The organism is Sulfitobacter sp. EE-36, from assembly GCF_000152605.1.
GTDB lineage: Bacteria > Pseudomonadota > Alphaproteobacteria > Rhodobacterales > Rhodobacteraceae > Sulfitobacter > Sulfitobacter pontiacus.
On record NZ_AALV01000007.1, the window covers coordinates 1 to 19,135 of the forward strand.

Sequence of the window (19,135 nt, forward strand, 5' to 3'; positions counted from 1 at the left end):
TCGCGGGTCTGTTCGATCTGACGCAAAAACTGCTGCCGCTGCTCAAGGCGAACGCGACGATCGACGATCCGGCGCGGGTGGTGAACGTCGGATCGGTGATGGGCGAACGCGAGATGGGTGACGGCGCCTACAGCTACTCTGCCTCGAAGGCCGCGGTGATCCACCTGAGCAAGATCCTCGCCAAGGAACTGGCAGGTGACGCGATCACTGTGAACGCATTGGCCCCCGGACCCTTCGTGTCGCGGATGACCGCCTTTGCGACCCACGACGAGGATATGCGCAACAAGGTGGGCGAAGACGTCCCCCTGCGCCGCGTCGGCACCGATACGGATATCGCGGGCTGCATGTTGTTTCTTTGCGGCAAGGGCGGTGCCTATATCACCGGCGCGATTGTCCCCGTCAGCGGCGGCATCAATGTGATGAGCGGGCCGAACATCTTTGAACAAGCACTGCACTAAGGGGCGATGATGGATATTCGTTTTGACAACCGCGTCGCTATTGTCACCGGCGCGGGCACGGGTCTGGGGCGCAGCCATGCGCTTGGCCTCGCGGCACGCGGCGCAAAGGTTATGGTCAATGATTTGGGCGTGACAACCGACGGGCAGGGGTCTTCGTCGGCAGCCGCCGAAGCCGTCGCGCAGGAAATCCGCGACGCGGGCGGCGAGGCGATGGCGCATGGCTGTGATGTCTCGGACGAGGCCGGTGTCAAGGATATGGTCGCGCAGGTCATGGACGCCTGGGGTCGCATCGACATTCTGGTGAACAACGCAGGCATCCTGCGGGACAAGACGTTTTCCAAGATGGAGATGTCTGATTTCCGCAAGGTCGTCGACGTGCATTTGATCGGGTCTGCGAATGTGACCCATGCTTGCTGGCCGATCATGCGCGAACAGAAATACGGGCGCATTGTGCTGACATCCTCGGCTTCGGGGCTGTATGGCAACTTTGGTCAATCCAACTACGGTGCGGCCAAAGCGGCGATGATGGGGCTGATGAACGTGCTGCATCTGGAAGGCGCGCGCGACAATATCCGCGTCAACACGCTGGCCCCCACAGCGGCCACGCGGATGACCGCCGATCTGCTGCCTGAACAGGCCCAAGCCCTGCTGGCACCCGAAACGATCACCCCCGGCCTGCTGTACCTCGTCAGCGAGGACGGCCCCAGCCGTGTGATCCTTGGGGCAGGAGCGGGTGGCTTTGCCCAAACCCGTATTTACGAAACGGAAGGCGTGACCTTGACCGGCGACGAGAATACCCCTGAAGGTGTCGCATCCGCTTTCGACAAAATCACCGACGCAGGCGGCCAGCAAGAGCTGACCGATGCCTTTAGTCAAACGAAGAAATACGCGCTCAATGCAGCCAAGGCCCAGGGTCTTGATCTGGATTGGGGCTAACAGACGAACTTTCAAAGGGAGATCACCATGCGTGACGCAGTAATCGTATCCACCGCCCGTACCCCGATCGGCAAAGCCTATCGCGGTGCGTTCAACGCCACCACACCACAGGCGCTTGCCGCCCACGCCATCGAGAACGCCGTGAAGCGCGCCGGTCTTGACGGGTCGGAAATCTCTGACTGTGTCATCGGGTCCGCCTTGCAGCAGGGGCATCAGGCGGGCAACATCGCGCGTCAGGCCGCCATCCGCGCAGGCCTGCCCGTGACCGTTGCAGGCATGTCGCTGGACCGTCAGTGCGCATCCGGCATGATGGCAATCGCCACCGCGGCCAAACAGGTGATCACCGACGGGATGGACATTGTCATCGGCGGCGGTGTCGACAGCATCTCCCTCGTGCAAACGCCAGAGATGCGCGTCAGCGCCGACCCGTGGCTCAAGCAGAACAAGCCCGAAATCTACATGACCATGCTGGAAACAGCCGAAAACGTAGCAGAGCGCTATAACGTGAGCCGCGAAGCGCAGGACGAATACGCGGCGCGCAGCCAAGAGCTGACGCACCAAGCGCAACAGGCCGGCCGCTTTGACGACGAGATCGTCGCAATGACCACCACGATGATGGTTCAGGACAAAGAGACCAAAGAGATTTCCAAGCACGAAGTCACCTTGGAAAAAGACGAGGGCAACCGCCCCGGCACCACGGCGGAAAGCCTTGCCGGTCTGAAGCCCGTATTCAAGGACGGCATCCACCTGCCCGAAGGCAAGTTCATCACCGCGGGCAACGCCTCGCAACTGTCCGATGGTGCCTCCGCCGCTGTGGTCATGGAAGCGAAAGAAGCCGAACGTCGCGGCCTTCAGCCACTGGGTCGCTACGTTGGCGTGATGGCCGCAGGCTGCGAGCCCGATGAGATGGGTATCGGCCCGATCTATGCGGTGCCAAAGCTGCTTGAAGCGCACGGGCTCAAGATCGAAGACATCGGTCTGTGGGAACTGAACGAGGCCTTTGCTTGTCAGGTGATCGCATCGCGCGACAAGCTGGGCATCCCGGACGAGCTGTTGAACGTCGACGGCGGCGCGATCTCTATCGGTCACCCCTACGGCATGTCCGGCGCGCGCATGGTTGGTCACGCGCTGATCGAAGGCAAGCGTCGCGGTGCCAAATACGTTGTCTGCACCATGTGTGTTGGCGGCGGCATGGGTGCTGCTGGCCTCTTTGAGGTTCTGTAAACCATCATGGGAGAGCTACTGGTCATCCGCCACGGTCAGGCGTCTTTCGGGGCTGACAACTATGACAAGTTGTCGGACCTCGGGCACCGGCAATCCGAGGCCGTTGGCCAGTTGCTCCGCGATACCGGCTGGGTGCCGGACCGGACAATCACCGGCACCCTGACCCGCCAGAAAGAAACGCTTGCCTCGATGGGATTCGAGGCAGGCGACACCCACCCCGGCCTGAATGAGTATGATTTTCAGAACCTACTGGACGCGCGCTATAAAGGGGCGGTTCCCGAACTGGTCAAGGGCGACCGCAAGGTGCATTTCCGTACCCTGCGCGAAACCGTCTTTCAGTGGCAGGCAGACGAGATCGAAGGCCCCGCCGAGACATGGGCCAATTTCACCGACCGCGTGGAAGCCGCCCGTCTGATTGCCTGTGCCGAAGGGGCGGAGCGCGTGCTTGCCGTAAGCTCCGGTGGGGTGATTGGGCAGCTGACGGCCGCGTCACTCGGCGCACCGCATAAAATGATGATGACCTTGAACCTGCAGATCAAGAACACATCCATCACCAAATTCGTCTTCACCAAATCCGCGTTTTTCCTGCATGAATTCAACGCGACCCCGCATCTGATGTCAGCCGAGACTGCTGACATGCTGACCTATAGTTAAGGAACGGTAGCCATGAGCACAGACACCCAGACACTCGATATTCCGAAGGTCAGCGCCTATCTGGAAAAACACCTTGAGGGTTTCGAAGGCCCGCTTGAGGTCTCTAAGTTCCAAGCCGGTCAGTCCAACCCGACGTTCCTGCTGAAAACCCCGTCGCGTAACTATGTGCTGCGTCGCAAACCGCCGGGGGTTCTGTTGAAATCCGCACACGCGGTTGATCGTGAGTTCCGCGTGCAAAAGGCGTTGCAGGATACCGATGTGCCGGTGTCGAAAATGCACCTGCTGTGCGAAGACGACGACGTGATCGGGTCGGCGTTCTACATCATGGATCATATCGACGGGCGCAACTTCATGGACCCGCGCATGCCCGACATGGACAAGGCAGGCCGCGCCGGCGTGATTGATGAGATGAACCGCGTGCTTGCCGCCCTGCACGAGGTGGACATCGACGCGGTGGGTCTGTCGGATTACGGCCCTCCCGGTAACTATTATGAACGTCAGGTCGCCCGCTGGACCAAGCAATACCGCGCGTCCGAAACCGAAGACCTGCCCGCGATGAACAAGCTGATCGAAAAGCTGACCGCCAGCATCCCTGCGGATGACGGGCAGCGCACGCTGGTGCATGGCGACTACCGCATCGACAATATGATGTTCGAAAAGGACGGCACCAAATGTCTGGCCATTCTGGACTGGGAACTGTCGACCATCGGCCACCCTTACGCTGACCTTGCGGCCGTTATCATGCAGTGGCAAATGCCCGCGGGCACCGAAGGGCGCGGCTTTGGCGGTGTGGACCGCGCAGCGCTTGGCGTGCCGAGTGATGCCGAGTTCATCGCCAAATACTGCGAACGCCGCGGGCTGGACGGGATCGACAACTTTGGCTTCTACCTCGCCTTTTGCTTCTTCCGCATGGCCGGGATCATTCAGGGCGTATTGAAACGCGCGCTGGACGGCAATGCCTCCAACCCCGAGCGGGCGATGAAGGTCGGTGCCTATGTCCCTGTGTTTGCGGAAAACGGGCTTAAAGCGCTGGAAGGCAAGTAAGATGGCCTCCAACGAGTTCGCGACAGATCCGGCAGAGACGAAGGACAGAAACTTCGTCACGGCGCTTGCCCGCGGGCTGGATGTGTTGCGCTGCTTTCGGGAAAACGAAACAGCCCTGACCAACACGGATTTCTCCGAACGGACAGGGCTGCCCAAGGCGACGGTGTCGCGCTTGACCCATACGCTGGTGGAACTGGACTATCTTGTCGCCGACGCCCGCACCGGCACCTATCGGCTGGGCGCAGGGGTGTTGCAGCTTGGCTTTGGTGTGCTGTCGAGTATGGAGATCGGCGACCGCGCGCAGGAAGAGATGCGCAAGCTGCGTGACGGGCCCAATTCCTACGTCACCATCGCGATCGGAGAGGTCCACCGGCTGGACGTTGTCTATATCGCGACCAAACGCTCGCGCGAGGATGTCGCATTGCAAATTCGCGTCGGGTCACGGCTGCCGCTGTTTGATTCCGCCATTGGTCGCGCAATTCTGACCGGCATGTCCGACGAAAGCCGCGACCGCGCGTTCCGCTATGCTGCAGCCGAAGGGCCCGAGTTCGAAGCCCGCGCACGCGACAGCTATGCCGCCGCGATGACAGAGTTTGCAGATAAGGGATTTTGTTCAAGCTATGGCGATTGGCGTCCCGATGTGAACGGCATCGCGGTGCCAGTGTTTTCGCCCAACGGATCGCAGGTTTACGGGCTGAATGTGGGCGGTCCCGCTTTCCACGTGAAGAAGCGACAGCTTGAAACGACCTATGCACAGCTTTTGTCGGCAGCGGCGCAAGCCATCAGCATCCGGTTTTAGGGTGTGGACCCGCAGGGCGGGAGAATCAACTTGGCCGGTCGTATAGATTTCAACCACCGCGGCCAGCAGCTTCGTTCCAGTGGCTGGAATTGGCAAATCTACGGTGCCATGACAATTGTCAGGATCGCACCCGCCGTCGCAAATTTTTTTTGAATAGTGTCCAGCGGACATCTGTCAGGCACCGCGTAAAAACTGATCAGCCGTCACAATCTTGTGCAATTCATTAATACATTTATTTTCAAATGCTTATTTCTGACCCTGCGTCAAAAACCGGCAGCGGGCAAAATTTCACGCAGGTGATTTCGCCCGTACCATCACGCAATATATGGCATAACCAACGGTGCAGGCTCGCAACTTATGAATAGAGGCGCTTGACAATAAATCGCATTATGCAAGGCTCATCCCAAGGTCTGGCAATCCAAAAAACGCATTAAAAGCGCCGGGCCGTCCTTGGGAGGATTAAAATGAAAAATATCGCTAAGTACGGCGCGGTTTCCGCGCTTTCTTTGGTCATTGGCGCGAGCGCAGCCTTTGCCGAAAACATCAAGATCGCGTTCATTGACCCGCTGTCCGGTCCATTCGCAAGCACCGGAACAAACGGCCTGCATCAGTTCGAATTCGCGGCTGATTACATGGTAAACGACAAAGGCGGTCTGCTGGACGGCCAAAAAATGGAAGTGCTGCCTTTTGATAACAAGGTCAGCCCCAAAGAATCCCTTATTCAGCTTCAGGTCGCGATTGACCAAGGCGCGCGCTACGTCGTTCAGGGGAACTCCTCTGGCGTTGCGAACGCATTGACCGAAGCCATCGACAAGCACAACCGCCGCAACCCCGACAGCCGTGTTCTGTTCCTGAACTATGCCGCTGTGGACCCTGCGCTGACCAACGACAAATGCAACTTCTGGCATTTCCGTTTCGACGCCAACTCTGACATCAAGATGGACGCGCTGACCGATGTGATCGTTCAGGACAAGGACATCAAGAAAGTCTACATCATCGGGCAGGACTATTCCTTTGGTAAGGCTGTGTCAGCCGCCGCCAACGAAATGCTGGGCGCGAAAGGTGACGGCATCGAGGTCGTCGGTGACGAACTGCACCCTATCGGCAAGGTGAAAGACTTTACCCCCTACGCGCGCAAGGTTGTATCCTCTGGTGCGGATGCCGTGATCACGGGGAACTGGGGCGCTGACATGCTGGGTATCGGCAAGGCGATCATCGACAACGGGTTCGAAGGGCCGATCTATACCTATTACGCTGCGGGTTCCGGCATCACGGCCGCCTTTGGTGAAAGCGGTAAAGACAAGATCCGCCTGATTTCGCAAGGCAGCATCAACCCGATTGCTACCGAAGAAGCGCGCAACACCTACAACGCCTTCCTTGAGAAGTATCCAGACGGCAACATCGACCAAAGCCGTATCTTCAACACCATCGGTATGCTGGCCCAGGCCATCACCGAAGCGGGCTCCGCCACAGATGTGGTCGCGGTGGCCAGCAAGCTGGAAGGCATGGAATACGACAGCATGTGGGGTGGTAAACTGTTCATGCGTCCGCAAGATCACCAGATCATTCAGGACATGCATGTCGGCGTCCACACAAACGACAACCTGGACTTTGACTATGACCAGTCCGGGTATGGTGTCGTGACTGAATCGACCGTCGAAATGGCGTCGATGGACAGCCCGACAACCTGCGAGATGAAGCGCCCCGAATAAGGCGATTTCTCTCGGGTCCGCCTGCGCTGGCGGGCGGGCCCCTCTTGCACCTTGCCACCACACTACTGGAGGGGCCTCATGGACCTCATTCTCGTCAACCTCATCGACGGGCTGGTTACTGGATTGCTGTTGTTCATGCTCTCCGCCGGTCTGACCCTAATTTTCTCGATGATGGGTGTTTTGAACTTCGCTCACGCCAGCTTTTACATGCTTGGTGCCTATTTCGCCTACCAGATCAGTCTTGCGCTCGGCTTCTGGATGGGGCTGCTGATCGCGCCGCTCGTCGTGGGTGTGATGGGGGCAGGGGTTGAACGCTACGGCCTGCGCCGGGTTCACCAATACGGACACGTGCCCGAACTGATCTTTACCTTTGGTCTGGCGCTGTTGATCGAAGAACTGGTGCAATTCATCTGGGGCAAGAACCAACTGCCCTACGCCATTCCTGACGCGTTGAACTTTACCGCGTTTGCGATCTCGGGGAATTCGATCCCCGCCTATAAGATTTTCATGATCTTCATCTCGATCAGCATCTTTATCGGGCTGCTTTACGTGCTGACCAAGACCCGCGTCGGCATGATCATTCAGGCCGCGCTGAGCTATCCGCGCACGGTCGAAGCCTTGGGCCACAATGTGCCGCTGATCTTTATGGGGGTCTTCGGGGTCGGCACGGCGCTGGCCGGTGTGGCCGGTGTGATTGCCGGACCGGTGCTTGGCACCTTCCCCGGTATGGCCTTTGTGCTGGGGTCGATCGTGTTCGTGACCATCGTGATTGGTGGCCTCGGGTCGCTCTGGGGGGCGCTGATCGCGTCGCTATTGATCGGCTGGATCACCACTTTCGCCAAATCCTACAACATCGAGATGGAGAATATCCTGACCGGCCTTGGCATCTCTAAACCCGAGAGCCTGGATGACAGCATATTCCGCGACTTCTGGAGCCTCACGAGCCCGCAGATCGCCGACATCTTGCCCTATATCCTGATGGTGCTGATCCTCATCTTCCGCCCGGCAGGTCTTTTCGGAAAGCGCAGCTCATGACAGTTTCAGATCCAAGAACCGACATTCCCAAAGGCGCCCGCCCGAAAGAGCAGATCACCACGGACCCTTCCAAACCCGCGCAGCGTATGCGGTCAGGGTCGCTGGTGCTGACATTGGCCCCCTGGGTCATTGCCTCTGTCGTACTGGCCATCCTGCCGATGGTGTTTACCAATAATTCGGCACTGACGATCATGAACCAGATGTCGATCACGATCGTTTTCGCGCTGGCCTATAACATGCTGCTCGGGCAGGGGGGTATGCTGTCCTTTGGCCATGCGGTCTATGCCGGTGTGGGCGGCTTTGCCTGTATGCACATTATGAACATGTCCGATTTCTTCTCGACCATTCCACTGGTGATCCTGCCGGTTTTTGGTGGTCTCTTCGGCATGGGGCTGGCTATGATCGTCGGCGCGTTTTCGACCCGTAACGCGGGCACGGTATTCGCCATGATCTCGCTGGGTGTGGGTGAATTGATCGCGGCCTGTTCCGTCATCATCGTCGCGTTCTTTGGTGGCGAAGAAGGCATCAGCGGCGACCGGACCTACGCACAGCCCTTCTTTGGCGTCGAATTCCTGCAACAGATCGAGGTCTATTACCTGACCGCTGGCTGGGTCGTGATCTCTGCCGCGCTGATGTACCTCTGGAGCCGCACCCCCGTGGGTCGCATGGCAAACGCCGTGCGCGACAATCCCGAACGGGCAGAGTTTCTGGGCTATTCCTCGCGGTGGGTCCGCTTCTACAGCTTTGTCGCCTCTGGCTTCTTTGCGGGCGTGTCCGGTGGGCTTTTCGCGATCAACTACGAAATCCTGACCGAGGAAAACCTTAACACCGCCTCGTCAGGGATCATCCTGCTGGTGACCTTCCTTGGCGGCGTCGGGTTCTTCTTTGGCCCGATCATCGGGGCCATCGCCTTTACCCTGCTGCAAACCGTTCTGAGCCTGTCGACAGAGCTTTGGGCCTTTTATGCGGGCGTCCTGTTCCTATCCACGGTGATGTTCTTCCCCGGTGGTCTGGCAGGTCTTCTGATGATGCATGTGCCTGTGTTCAAGCTGGGCAAGGCATCGACGTTGATCATGCCCTATCTCAAGACGCTGCTGCCGGCGGCAATCGGTTTGATGGGGCTGGCGGCACTGGTCGAGATGACGTTCCACTATCGTCATGGGGCCACGGGTGACAATGAAATGACCGTCTTCTGGACCACATTCGACAGCCACACGCTGATGCCGTGGCTGGTGGCGGGCGCGGTCGCGCTGATCGGTTTGGGCATTGCCAAGGCCACAGCACCCGCGTTGAAAGACGCCTGGAACGAAGCAAACACAGCAGGAGGCGCGTCATGAGCACACCCGCACTTGAACTGACTGGCCTCAAGAAAAGCTTTGGCAAGGCCGAGATCATCCGCGGCATCGACCTGAGCATCGGCAAGGCGGAACGTCACGCCGTGATCGGGCCGAACGGCGCGGGCAAATCGACGCTGTTCAACCTGATCACCGCACGGTTTGCGCCTTCGGCTGGAACGGTAAAGCTGCACGGAGAGGATCTGGCGGGGCTTGAACCCTTCCAGATCAACCGCAAGGGGCTTAGCCGCTCGTTCCAGATCACCAACATCTTTCCGGCGATGAGCGTGTTTGAAAACGTGCGCTGTGCGCTCTTGTGGTCGCAGGGCTATAAATACAGCTTCTGGAATCTGGTGAACCGGTCCCGTGAGCTGACCGAGGGCGCGGACCGCATCCTTGACCAGATCAACCTGCTGGAACGGCGCAACCTGCCCGCGGGCACCCTGTCTTACGCCGAACAGCGCGCGCTTGAGATCGGGATCACCATCGCGGGCGGTGCCGATGTCATCATGCTGGACGAACCGACGGCGGGGATGAGCAATACGGAAACCGACTATATCACCGACCTGATCCTCAAGGTGACCGCGGGCAAGACACTGATCATGGTGGAACATGACATGAGCGTGGTCTTCGGTCTCGCCGACCGGATTTCGGTGCTGGTCTATGGCGAAATCATCGCCACCGGAAAACCCGAAGACGTGCGTGCAGACGCCCGCGTACAAGAAGCCTATCTGGGCGCCGCATTGGAGGCAGAACACTAATGATGCTAGAAGTCACGGATATGCACGCCTTCTACGGCAAGTCCCACATCCTTCAGGGGGTGAACCTGAACGTCAAAGAAGGCGAGATCGTCGCGCTTCTGGGGCGCAACGGGGTGGGGCGGTCCACCACCTGCAAAGCCATCATGGGCGAGGTCGAACCGAAAGGATCGGTCAAGTTTCAGGGGCAGGAGATCAGCGGCAAGAAAGCGTTCCAGATCGCCAATATGGGGATCGGCTATGTGCCCGAGAACCGCGATATCTTTCCCGGTCTCACGACGCGGCAGAACCTGACGCTGGGTCTGAAGCCGGGACAAAAGGATGGCGCGGGCCGTTGGTCGATGCAGTCGATGTTCGACATGTTCGAAAACCTCGATCGCCGCGCCGACGTCGAAGCCTCGGTTCTGTCGGGGGGGGAACAGCAGATGTTGACCATGTGTCGCACGCTGATGGGCGACCCCGATCTGGTCATGATCGACGAACCCACCGAAGGTCTGTCCCCGCAGATGGTGCAGAAGGTCGCCGAGGTGCTCAAAGAGATCGCCAACCGCGGGATCTCTACCTTGCTGGTGGAACAGAAACTGTCGATCGCGATGGACATCGCGGATCGGGTCTATGTCATGGGGCATGGTCAGGTGGTCTATGAGGGCACGCCGGCTGAATTGCGCCAGCGTGATGACGTGCGCAAGGAATGGCTTGAGGTCTGATGACCTAAGCCAGACCATTACCAGTAAATCATCTATTGAAATCGTCGCGTTCCGCGGCCTCATCCTCCTGAGGCGCGGTCGCGGCTCGGGAGGAAAGTTTTTTGGCGTTCGACACAAATAAGCTGGGCCGCATCGGGGACTGGATGCAGACCTATGTGGACCGCAAACGGTTTGCCGGATGTTCGGTGCTGGTGGCGCAGGGCGGGCAAGAGGTCTACTTTGATGCCAAGGGCCAGCGCGACACGGACACCGGGCAGCCGTTTACCCGCGACACGATCGCCCGCATCTATTCGATGACCAAGCCCGTCACCTCGGTCGGCATCATGATGCTGGCGGAACGCGGGCTGTTCCACCTTGATGCGCCGGTCTCCGATTTCATCCCCGCTTTCGCAGATATGCGCTGCCTGATTGACGGCGCGGCAGCGGCGGATCAGACCGAACCCTGCCAGACGCCGACACTGCACCAGCTGCTGACCCATACCTCGGGGCTGAGCTATCCGTTCAACCCCGGCATCACGGCGAAGGCGATGGACGAGGCCGACATCCTGTTCCGCGCCGATCAGGGATCGCTGGCCGAGATGACCGACCGCGTGGCCGCATTGCCGCTGGCGTTTCACCCCGGCACCCGTTGGGAATACTCCGTCGGCATCGACGTGCTTGGCCGTGTGATAGAGGTCGTTTCGGGCAAGTCGCTAGAGGCGTTTCTAGTTGATGAAATCCTCGGCCCCCTTGGCATGGACGAGACGCGGTTTTCCGTGCCCGCAGGTGGCATTGACCGCTTTGCCTCGCTTTACACCCCGCTGGCGGGCAGCGCCTATGGCATGAACGCGGCCAAACCAGAGACGCCCGTGCTGCGCTGCGTGGACAAACCCGACACCTCCCCCTTCCTGAACGCCGAGATGCATTCTGGCGGCGGCGGACTGGTGGGCACCATTGATGATTACCTCAAGTTCGCCGAGATGCTGCGCACCGGTGGGGCGGGGCTGATCTCGCCCAAGACGCTCGACTTTATGATGCGCAATCATCTGCCCGGCGACATCGCGTCGATGGGGCCTGCCAGCTTTGCCGAACAACCGATGGAAGGGATGGGCTTTGGCCTTGGCGGTGCCGTGGTGCTGAACCCCGGTCGCGTCCGCGTTCCCAGCAGCCTAGGCGATTTCAGCTGGGGCGGCATGGCCTCTACCTTCTTCTGGATTGACCCGGTGCTGGACCTGTCTGTCGTATTCTTCACGCAGCTTGCGCCGTCCAGCTCGTACCCCGCGCGCCCCCAACTCAAGGCCCTCATCCACGGAGCGATGACATGAACGATATCCTTTGGACCCCGACAAAAGAGCGCGCCGATGCCTCGACCATGGCGGAATTTGAACGGTTCCTGAAAGACCAACGCGGGCTGACGTTCGAAGACTATAACGCCATGTGGGAGTGGAGCGTGACCGACCTTGACGGGTTCTGGTCCGCGATCTGGGACTATTTCGACGTACAGGCCAGCGCGACCTACACGACCGTGATGGCGAAGCGTCAGATGCCCGGTGCCGAATGGTGCCCCGGCGCGATGCTGAACTACACCGACCAGATCATGAAGCATGTGGACAGCCAGCCTGACGGCGATGCGCTGATCGTGCAGTCCGAAACCTTTGGCCGCAAACGTCTGTCGTGGTCCGAGCTGCGCGCGCAAGTGGCAAGCGTCGCCGCGCATCTGCGGGATATGGGCGTGACCAAAGGCGATCGCGTTGTCGCCGTGCTGCCCAATACCGAAACCGCGATGATCGCCTTTCTCGCCACCGCGAGCATCGGCGCGATCTGGTCGCTTTGTGCCCCCGATATGGGTCATGTCGCCATTCTGGACCGGTTCAAGCAGATCGAACCCAAGGTGCTGATCGCGCAAGACGGCTATGTCCACGCGGGCAAAACCGTGGACCGTCGCGAGATCCTCGCAGGGCTAGAGGCGGCGCTGCCCAGTCTGGTGCAATGCGTCACGGTGCCTTTTGTCGGGGATTTGCCCAAGGGGCATATGGCGTGGGACAGTCTGCTGGACCGCGACGCACCCTATGAAAGCACGCAAGTCCCCTTCGATCATCCCCTGTGGATCGTCTATTCCTCCGGCACCACCGGCAACCCCAAGCCGATCGTGCACGGGCATGGCGGGATCATTCTGGAATCCGCAAAACAATCCCTGCACCATGATCTGCGGCGCGCCGGGCGCTATTGCTGGCTGACATCCTCGGGCTGGATCATGTGGAACTCGCAATTCACCGCACTGGGGCAGGGCACCACGGTCGCGATGTTCGACGGGGCGCCGAATTATCCTGACATGGGCGTGATCTGGCGCTTTGTCGCGGATGAAAAGCTTGATTTCTTTGGCGCGGGCGCGGCCTTCTTTAGCGGTTGCATGAAGGCAGGGCTGACCCCACGGGACGAGGTTGACCTTTCCGCGCTGCGCTCGCTCGGCTCGACCGGATCACCGCTGAGCTCTGATGCCTATGACTGGATATACGCGCAGGTGAAAGAGGACGTCTGGCTGGCGCCGATCTCGGGCGGGACCGATCTGGCGGGGGCCTTTGTGCTGGGCCATCCCGGCATGCCGGTGCGCGCAGGTGAAATGCAGTGCCGCGCGCTTGGCAACGCGGTGCGTGCCTTCGACGAGGATGGCAATGACCTGACCGGCGTTGTGGGCGAATTGGTCTGTACCGAGCCGCTGCCGTCGATGCCGCTGTTCTTCTGGGGCGACGATGATGGCAGCCGCCTACACGACAGCTATTTCGACACCTATCCCGGCATCTGGCGCCACGGCGACTGGATCGAGATCAACGAACACGGCGGGTCGGTGATCTATGGCCGCTCTGACGCCACGATCAACCGCAAGGGTCTGCGCCTTGGCAGTGCGGAAATCTATCAGGCCGTCGAAGGGCTGGACGAGGTGATGGACAGCCTTGTTGTCGACCTCGAATTTCTGGGCCGCGAAAGCTTTATGCCGCTGTTTGTGGTGCCAGCCCAAGGCGTCGCCTTTGATGACACCTTCAAGGACAATATCAACGCAGCAATCCGCAAGAACGTCTCGGCCCGGTTCATCCCGAACGAGATCATCGATGTCGCCGAGATCCCCCGCACCCTATCTGGCAAAAAGCTTGAGGTTCCTGTGAAAAAGCTATTGCTTGGGCAGGATCCGGAAAAGGTGGTGAACAGGGATTCAATGGCCAATCCGGACAGCTTTGATTTTTATGTCGCCTACGCCAATGCGCGTGCGACCCAGAAGGACTGAACCCAGATGACCGATGTGGCCCGCCAACTCCTTGAATTGCTGGATATCGAACAGCTTGAGATCGACCTGTTCCGCGGCATCGGGTCGGGCGGGGAAACCACCACGCGCATCTTTGGCGGCCATGTTATCGCGCAGGCGCTGATGGCCGCCTATCGCACGGTGCCGGACCGGATGTGCCATTCGCTGCATGCCTATTTTATCCGTCCCGGTGACCCGTCGATCCCGGTGATCTATCAGGTGGACCGCGCCCGCGACGGGGGCAGCTTTACCACGCGGCGGGTCGTCGCGATCCAGCATGGCAAGCAGATCTTCAACCTCTCGGCGTCGTTCCACGTGCAGGAAGAGGGCTGGGATTACCAGCACAAGATGCCCGACGTAAAAGGGCCGGAACACTGGCTTGACCGTCCCGACCTGCGCGAACCCTATATCGAAAAAATCTCGCCCAAACACCGCGACGATTTCCTGCGCGAACGCCCTATTGAGATCCGCGAGGTTGACCCGCGCGATCTGTTCGAACCGGAAAAGACCTCGGACAAGAATTACCTCTGGTTCCGGATGGAGGCGGCAAAGGGGCAGTCCCCGATCATGCAGCACTGCCTGCTCGCCTATGCGTCCGATATGAACCTGCTCGGCTCGTCGTTGCGGCCCCACGGGCTGACGTGGTTCCAGGGACAGGTCATGACCGCCAGCCTTGACCACGCCATGTGGTTTCACGCGCCGATCGATTTCTCTGACTGGCATCTGTACGAACTCGACGCCCCCTTCACCGGTGGCGCGCGCGGGTTCAATCGCGGGCTGATCTACAACCAGAACGGCCAACTTGCCGCGACAACGGCGCAAGAAGGGCTGATGCGCCCCTATAAAAAGAAAGAAGCTGCTTCATGACACAAACGGGGGGCCGCTATCCGGGTTGGCGACCGGGGATCGAACTGCGCGACGACTGGCTGGGGCTGGTCCCCGAGACCGCAATCGACCCGCTGCGCGAGATTGTGGACCCCCACCACCACCTCTGGCGTCACGGCACGCCCGATGCCCCCGCCGTCTACGAGATGGACGCGCTTTGGCGCGACACCGGCGCCGGGCATAACGTGGTGCAGACGGTCTATATCGAATGTCGGTCCTATTGGGATCGCGACGCGCCCGCGCATCTGCAATCGGTGGGCGAGACCCGCACCGTGGCGCAGATGACGGCGCAGGTGCCGCGCGGTCAGGCGCAGATCGCGGGCATCATCGCGCAGACCGAACTGGTGCTGCCCCCCGACCAGCTGCATGCCGCGCTCGACGCGCATGAGGCCGCAGGGAACGGGTTGTTCAAGGGTATCCGCAACTCCGGCGCGCGCGATGCGGAACCGCAGCATCTGGCGATCCCCGGACGCGGGGTAGAAAACCAATACGGCGATCCAGACTTCATCCGCGGTGCCGCGATCCTTGGTGATCGTGGGCTGACGCTGGACAGCTGGCATTACCACCATCAACACCAAGAGTTTCTGGACCTTGCCCGCGCGGTACCACAGACCACGCTGATCCTTGACCACTTCGGCACACCCTTGGGCGTTGGACGGTTCGAAGGCAAACGCGACGATATCTTTGCCGCGTGGAAAGACCATATGTCAGAGCTGGCGGAATGCCCCAATGTGATGGCCAAGCTGGGCGGGCTTTGCATGCCCGACAATGGGTATGGCTACATGCATCGCGACCTGCCACCGTCCTCGGACGAGATCGTAGAGACGCAGGGCAAATGGTACGCGCATATGCTGGATGTCTTCGGCCCCGAACGTTGCATGTTCGAAAGCAACTTTCCCGTGGATCGCACGGCGGTCAGCTACGTGGTGATCTGGAACGCGTTCAAGAAGATGTCAGCGCATCTGGATGACGCGGGGCAAGCGGCGCTTTTTTCTGGCACGGCGCGGCGCGTCTACGGGCTGCCGCCCGCGTGACGCGGACGGCAGATTTTTACGTTAGGCGAATTTGAAAAAGCACAGTTTGTTGCCATCAAGGTCGCGGACATAGGCCCCGTAGAACCGGTCCGGCACCCTTTGCCCCGGCGCGCCCTCGTCTGTCGCACCAAGCGAGATCGCCTTGGCGTAGATCTCGTCCACTTCCTCTTTGCTGTCAGCGGTAAAAGCGACCATCACCCCGTTGCCGGGGGTGGGGGCCTCTTTGTTGTAGGGTTCGCAGACCGAAATCATGGGCGTGCCGCCGCCGGTGCCGATCATGGCGATCCGGCCGCTGTCGATCAGCACCTTGGCACCCTTGCTTTCGAACAGGTCGCAATAGAACTGCTTGGCGCGCGCCATGTCGCTGGTGCCCACGGTGGTATAGCCGATCATGATACATTCCCCTGCGGGTTTCTGCGGTCGCCATACATCCGGTGCAGCTTGCGCATGCCCCCGATCCAGCGATCGTAGTTCTCGGTTTTCTTGCGCATATACTCCAGCACTTGCGGGTGCGGCAGCACAAGGAACGTCTCGTTGCGGATGGTTTCCAGACAGGCTTCGGCCACGGGTTCCGCTTCAAGCAGACCGTCGAGCGCGGCGACAGAATCCTCGTGACCGCGGGTCATCTCGCTGCGGACAGCCTGAGGGCAGAGCACCGACACCTTGATCCCGTCATCACCATGGGACATCGCCAGCCATTCGGCCACGGCAACAGCCGCGTGTTTGGTCACGCCGTAAGGCGCGCAGCCGACCTGGTTCAGCAGTCCCGCCGCAGACGCGGTGTTCAGCAGATAGCCGCCCCCGCGTTTGGTCATGCGCGGCACCAGATGACGGGCCGCCCAGACATGGGCCATCACATTGATATCCCAGATGCGCTGCCAGTCTTCGTTCGGCACTTCCATGCCGCCCGCGATCAATATGCCCGCGTTTGAGCAGAACAGATCAATCGGGCCGATGTCGTTTTCCACGGCATCGATCATATCCGCGATCTCTTGCTCGACACCGACATTCACACCGAAAGCCGCGCCGTCGATTTCATCGGCAACCGCCTGCGCGCCCTCTTTGTTGAGGTCGACACAGACGACTTTCTTGGCCCCTTCCGCGGCAAAGCGAATGGCCATCGCCTTGCCGATGCCGCTTGCGGCGCCGGTGATGACGATGATTTTATCCTTCAGTTCCATAGCAGCCCCTTACGTCCACATGTTCGACCCGCCACAAACGGTCAGCGCCTGACCGGTCATGTAGCGGCTTGCATCAGAGGCGAGGAACACGGCGAGCCCCGCGAAATCCTCTGCCTCGCCAAGACGGCGCAGCGGGATCTCGTTCTTGATGCGCTTCTCGACATCGGGATTGTCCCACAGCTCGCGCGCGAATTCGGTTTTCACCAGACCCGGACAGATCGCGTTGAACCGCAGACCCTTGGGCCCGAATTCAGCGGCAAGGTTGCGCACAAGGCCGATCAGCGCCAGCTTGGACATGCCATAGGTGCCTAGCATGACCGACGGTTTGAACGCCCCGATGGACGAGGTGAACGCCATCGACCCGGCGCCTTTCTCGATCATGTCGGGGGCCACCATCTGTGCCAGCCAAAGATTGGACAGCACATTGGCGTTCATCGTCTTTTCATAGGCATCATCTGGGATCTCGGACGTGGGCCCATAGTAGGGGTTCACGCCCGCGTTGCCGATCACGATGTCGATCTTGCCTGCCAGCTTGTGGGTCTCGTCCACCAGCGCTTGCAGCTGCTCTTTATAACCAACATTGCAGGCGACGCCGAACGCTTTGCCCTTGCCAAGCGCGTTGATCTCGGCGGCGGCGGCGTCCAGCTGGTCTTGCTTGCGCGCCGAGATGACGACGGTCGCGCCATGCTCGGCCAGACCCTTGGCCATCGCCAGCCCCATGCCCTTGGAGGCGCCGGTCAACAGCGCCACCTTTCCGGTCAGATCGAATAGGGTCATACGCCACCTCGCGTACGGCCTGCGGCGATCTCTTCACGGGCGCGCGATGTGCGCAGGTTGGATTCCTGATAATCCTTGACCTCGGCGCGGGCGATCACGTGGTGGTGGACCTCATCAGGGCCATCCGCATAACGCAGCGTGCGCTGCGACGTGTACATGCCCGACAGCGGCGACCACTGCGAAATACCTGTCGCACCATGCACCTGCATCGCCTGATCGATGATGTTGCAGACTTTTTCCGGCACCATCGCCTTGATCATGCTGACCCAGATGCGAGCCTCTTTGTTGCCCAGAACGTCCATCGCCTTGGCGGCTTTCAGAACCATCAGGCGCATGGCTTCAATCTCGATCTTGGCGCGAGAGATCGTTTCCATGTTCTTGCCCAGATCGATGATTTTCTTGCCAAAGGCTTCACGGCTCAGCCCGCGTTCGATCATCAGGTCCAGCGCCTTTTCCGCCGCCCCGATAGAGCGCATGCAGTGGTGGATACGGCCTGGCCCAAGACGCACTTGGGAGATTTCAAAGCCCTTGCCTTCGCCCCAGAGGATGTTTTCCTCGGGCACGCGCACATTGGTGAACTTGATATGCATGTGACCGTGCGGCGCGTCGTCGTGACCGAAGACATGCATCGGGCCGACAATTTCAACACCGGGGGTGTCGATCGGCACGAGGATCTGGGACTGCTGACGGAAAGGTTCGGCATCTGGCGACGTCTTGACCATGGTAATCATGATCTTGCAGCGCGGATCACCGGCACCGGAGATATAGTATTTCTCGCCGTTGATGACCCATTCACCGTTTTCCAGCACGGCAGAGGTAGAGATATTCTTGGCATCCGAAGACGCCATATCGGGTTCGGTCATCGCGAAGGCCGACCGGATTTCACCGGCCAACAGCGGCTTGAGCCACTTTTCTTTCTGCTCCGCTGTCCCGATCCGTTCCAGCACTTCCATGTTGCCCGTGTCGGGCGCGGAACAGTTCAGCGATTCAGAGGCCAGCGGGCTTTTGCCAAGCTCGGCCGCGATATAAGCGTAGTCAAGGTTCGACAGACCTTCACCGGTTTCGGCATTCGGCAAAAAGAAATTCCACAGCCCATTTTCACGGGCCTTTTTCTTGGCGGTTTCCAGCAGCTCCAACTGGCCGGGCGCGTGTGACCAGCGGTCGGCACGACCTTCGCCAAGGCGGAAATACTCGTCGGTGATCGGATCGACATTTTCGCGGATGTGTTTGATGACGGCGGCCAACAGCGGCTTGGCCTTCTCGGACATCTCGAGATTATTCATTCCGGCCATAGCTTCGTTATGTGACATAGAGTGCCTC

General features: G+C 59.9%; 19 protein-coding genes. 15 read left to right on the forward strand and 4 right to left on the reverse strand.

Annotated features, from left to right (window positions below; translation table 11 throughout):
- The 15 genes from EE36_RS01625 to EE36_RS01695 all read left to right on the forward strand — a co-directional run.
- Nucleotides 1–458, forward strand: a 458-nt coding sequence (locus EE36_RS01625; protein WP_005848833.1) for an SDR family oxidoreductase, incomplete at its 5' end; no start/stop codon positions are given.
- A 9-nt stretch (nucleotides 459–467) separates the two neighbouring features.
- Nucleotides 468–1,394: an SDR family NAD(P)-dependent oxidoreductase gene (locus EE36_RS01630; RefSeq protein ID WP_005848835.1), complete on the forward strand. Its 927-nt coding sequence runs from the start codon at nucleotides 468–470 to the stop codon at nucleotides 1,392–1,394.
- A gap of 27 nt (nucleotides 1,395–1,421) precedes the next feature.
- Nucleotides 1,422–2,618 (forward strand): acetyl-CoA C-acyltransferase, encoded by a 1,197-nt coding sequence (locus tag EE36_RS01635; RefSeq protein WP_005848837.1) that lies wholly within the window; start codon nucleotides 1,422–1,424, stop codon nucleotides 2,616–2,618.
- 6 nt (nucleotides 2,619–2,624) lie between these two features.
- The gene (locus EE36_RS01640; RefSeq protein ID WP_005848839.1) at nucleotides 2,625–3,272 is read left to right on the forward strand and encodes a histidine phosphatase family protein; all 648 of its coding nucleotides are present in this window, start codon (nucleotides 2,625–2,627) and stop codon (nucleotides 3,270–3,272) included.
- A 12-nt stretch (nucleotides 3,273–3,284) separates the two neighbouring features.
- Nucleotides 3,285–4,316, forward strand: coding sequence for a phosphotransferase family protein (locus EE36_RS01645; RefSeq protein WP_005848841.1), 1,032 nt, complete (start codon nucleotides 3,285–3,287; stop codon nucleotides 4,314–4,316).
- Between the two features lies 1 nt (nucleotide 4,317).
- Complete coding sequence (locus EE36_RS01650) at nucleotides 4,318–5,115, forward strand: IclR family transcriptional regulator (RefSeq protein ID WP_005848844.1); 798 nt, start codon at nucleotides 4,318–4,320, stop codon at nucleotides 5,113–5,115.
- Nucleotides 5,116–5,579: 464 nt separating this feature from the next.
- The gene (locus tag EE36_RS01655; RefSeq protein ID WP_005848846.1) at nucleotides 5,580–6,827 is read left to right on the forward strand and encodes a branched-chain amino acid ABC transporter substrate-binding protein; all 1,248 of its coding nucleotides are present in this window, start codon (nucleotides 5,580–5,582) and stop codon (nucleotides 6,825–6,827) included.
- 78 nt (nucleotides 6,828–6,905) lie between these two features.
- Nucleotides 6,906–7,862, forward strand: a complete 957-nt coding sequence (locus tag EE36_RS01660) for a branched-chain amino acid ABC transporter permease (protein WP_005848848.1) — start codon at nucleotides 6,906–6,908, stop codon at nucleotides 7,860–7,862.
- Nucleotides 7,859–9,199: a branched-chain amino acid ABC transporter permease gene (locus EE36_RS01665; RefSeq protein WP_005848850.1), complete on the forward strand. Its 1,341-nt coding sequence runs from the start codon at nucleotides 7,859–7,861 to the stop codon at nucleotides 9,197–9,199. Before EE36_RS01660 ends, EE36_RS01665 begins: the two co-directional genes overlap by 4 nt.
- Nucleotides 9,196–9,957: an ABC transporter ATP-binding protein gene (locus EE36_RS01670; RefSeq protein WP_005848852.1), complete on the forward strand. Its 762-nt coding sequence runs from the start codon at nucleotides 9,196–9,198 to the stop codon at nucleotides 9,955–9,957. The genes EE36_RS01665 and EE36_RS01670 overlap by 4 nt, the downstream gene beginning before the upstream one ends.
- On the forward strand, nucleotides 9,957–10,661 hold the full coding sequence (locus tag EE36_RS01675; protein ID WP_005848854.1) for an ABC transporter ATP-binding protein: 705 nt from the start codon (nucleotides 9,957–9,959) through the stop codon (nucleotides 10,659–10,661). Before EE36_RS01670 ends, EE36_RS01675 begins: the two co-directional genes overlap by 1 nt.
- A gap of 143 nt (nucleotides 10,662–10,804) precedes the next feature.
- A complete protein-coding gene (locus tag EE36_RS01680) occupies nucleotides 10,805–11,965 on the forward strand; it encodes a serine hydrolase (protein ID WP_050752190.1) in 1,161 nt (386 codons plus the stop codon).
- Nucleotides 11,962–13,920, forward strand: a complete 1,959-nt coding sequence (locus tag EE36_RS01685) for an acetoacetate--CoA ligase (protein ID WP_005848857.1) — start codon at nucleotides 11,962–11,964, stop codon at nucleotides 13,918–13,920. The genes EE36_RS01680 and EE36_RS01685 overlap by 4 nt, the downstream gene beginning before the upstream one ends.
- A 6-nt stretch (nucleotides 13,921–13,926) precedes the next feature.
- The gene (locus tag EE36_RS01690) at nucleotides 13,927–14,805 is read left to right on the forward strand and encodes an acyl-CoA thioesterase II (protein ID WP_005848859.1); all 879 of its coding nucleotides are present in this window, start codon (nucleotides 13,927–13,929) and stop codon (nucleotides 14,803–14,805) included.
- Nucleotides 14,802–15,857 carry an amidohydrolase gene (locus tag EE36_RS01695; protein WP_005848861.1) on the forward strand — a complete coding sequence of 352 codons (1,056 nt, stop codon included), beginning with the start codon at nucleotides 14,802–14,804 and terminating at the stop codon, nucleotides 15,855–15,857. Before EE36_RS01690 ends, EE36_RS01695 begins: the two co-directional genes overlap by 4 nt.
- A 21-nt stretch (nucleotides 15,858–15,878) precedes the next feature.
- On the opposite strand, the gene EE36_RS01700 is transcribed toward EE36_RS01695, so the two are convergent.
- The 4 genes from EE36_RS01700 to EE36_RS01715 are packed head-to-tail and all read right to left on the reverse strand — an operon-like array spanning nucleotide 15,879 to nucleotide 19,098.
- On the reverse strand, nucleotides 15,879–16,250 hold the full coding sequence (locus EE36_RS01700) for a VOC family protein (RefSeq protein ID WP_005848865.1): 372 nt from the start codon (nucleotides 16,248–16,250) through the stop codon (nucleotides 15,879–15,881).
- Complete coding sequence (locus EE36_RS01705) at nucleotides 16,247–17,038, reverse strand: SDR family oxidoreductase (protein WP_005848867.1); 792 nt, start codon at nucleotides 17,036–17,038, stop codon at nucleotides 16,247–16,249. The genes EE36_RS01700 and EE36_RS01705 overlap by 4 nt, the downstream gene beginning before the upstream one ends.
- A gap of 9 nt (nucleotides 17,039–17,047) precedes the next feature.
- Nucleotides 17,048–17,815, reverse strand: coding sequence for an SDR family NAD(P)-dependent oxidoreductase (locus tag EE36_RS01710; protein WP_005848869.1), 768 nt, complete (start codon nucleotides 17,813–17,815; stop codon nucleotides 17,048–17,050).
- A complete protein-coding gene (locus EE36_RS01715; protein WP_005848871.1) occupies nucleotides 17,812–19,098 on the reverse strand; it encodes an acyl-CoA dehydrogenase family protein in 1,287 nt (428 codons plus the stop codon). Before EE36_RS01715 ends, EE36_RS01710 begins: the two co-directional genes overlap by 4 nt.
- Between the last annotated feature and the right edge of the window lie 37 nt (nucleotides 19,099–19,135).

Bases quoted from the DNA above. Each gene is read 5' to 3' on its own strand.
- EE36_RS01630 (WP_005848835.1), top strand. From the start codon at position 468: ATGGATATTCGTTTTGACAACCGCGTCGCTATTGTCACCGGCGCGGGC.
- EE36_RS01635 (WP_005848837.1), top strand. From the start codon at position 1,422: ATGCGTGACGCAGTAATCGTATCCACCGCCCGTACCCCGATCGGCAAA.
- EE36_RS01640 (WP_005848839.1), top strand. From the start codon at position 2,625: ATGGGAGAGCTACTGGTCATCCGCCACGGTCAGGCGTCTTTCGGGGCT.
- EE36_RS01645 (WP_005848841.1), top strand. From the start codon at position 3,285: ATGAGCACAGACACCCAGACACTCGATATTCCGAAGGTCAGCGCCTAT.
- EE36_RS01650 (WP_005848844.1), top strand. From the start codon at position 4,318: ATGGCCTCCAACGAGTTCGCGACAGATCCGGCAGAGACGAAGGACAGA.
- EE36_RS01655 (WP_005848846.1), top strand. From the start codon at position 5,580: ATGAAAAATATCGCTAAGTACGGCGCGGTTTCCGCGCTTTCTTTGGTC.
- EE36_RS01660 (WP_005848848.1), top strand. From the start codon at position 6,906: ATGGACCTCATTCTCGTCAACCTCATCGACGGGCTGGTTACTGGATTG.
- EE36_RS01665 (WP_005848850.1), top strand. From the start codon at position 7,859: ATGACAGTTTCAGATCCAAGAACCGACATTCCCAAAGGCGCCCGCCCG.
- EE36_RS01670 (WP_005848852.1), top strand. From the start codon at position 9,196: ATGAGCACACCCGCACTTGAACTGACTGGCCTCAAGAAAAGCTTTGGC.
- EE36_RS01675 (WP_005848854.1), top strand. From the start codon at position 9,957: ATGATGCTAGAAGTCACGGATATGCACGCCTTCTACGGCAAGTCCCAC.
- EE36_RS01680 (WP_050752190.1), top strand. From the start codon at position 10,805: ATGCAGACCTATGTGGACCGCAAACGGTTTGCCGGATGTTCGGTGCTG.
- EE36_RS01685 (WP_005848857.1), top strand. From the start codon at position 11,962: ATGAACGATATCCTTTGGACCCCGACAAAAGAGCGCGCCGATGCCTCG.
- EE36_RS01690 (WP_005848859.1), top strand. From the start codon at position 13,927: ATGACCGATGTGGCCCGCCAACTCCTTGAATTGCTGGATATCGAACAG.
- EE36_RS01695 (WP_005848861.1), top strand. From the start codon at position 14,802: ATGACACAAACGGGGGGCCGCTATCCGGGTTGGCGACCGGGGATCGAA.
- EE36_RS01700 (WP_005848865.1), bottom strand. From the start codon at position 16,250: ATGATCGGCTATACCACCGTGGGCACCAGCGACATGGCGCGCGCCAAG.
- EE36_RS01705 (WP_005848867.1), bottom strand. From the start codon at position 17,038: ATGGAACTGAAGGATAAAATCATCGTCATCACCGGCGCCGCAAGCGGC.
- EE36_RS01710 (WP_005848869.1), bottom strand. From the start codon at position 17,815: ATGACCCTATTCGATCTGACCGGAAAGGTGGCGCTGTTGACCGGCGCC.
- EE36_RS01715 (WP_005848871.1), bottom strand. From the start codon at position 19,098: ATGAATAATCTCGAGATGTCCGAGAAGGCCAAGCCGCTGTTGGCCGCC.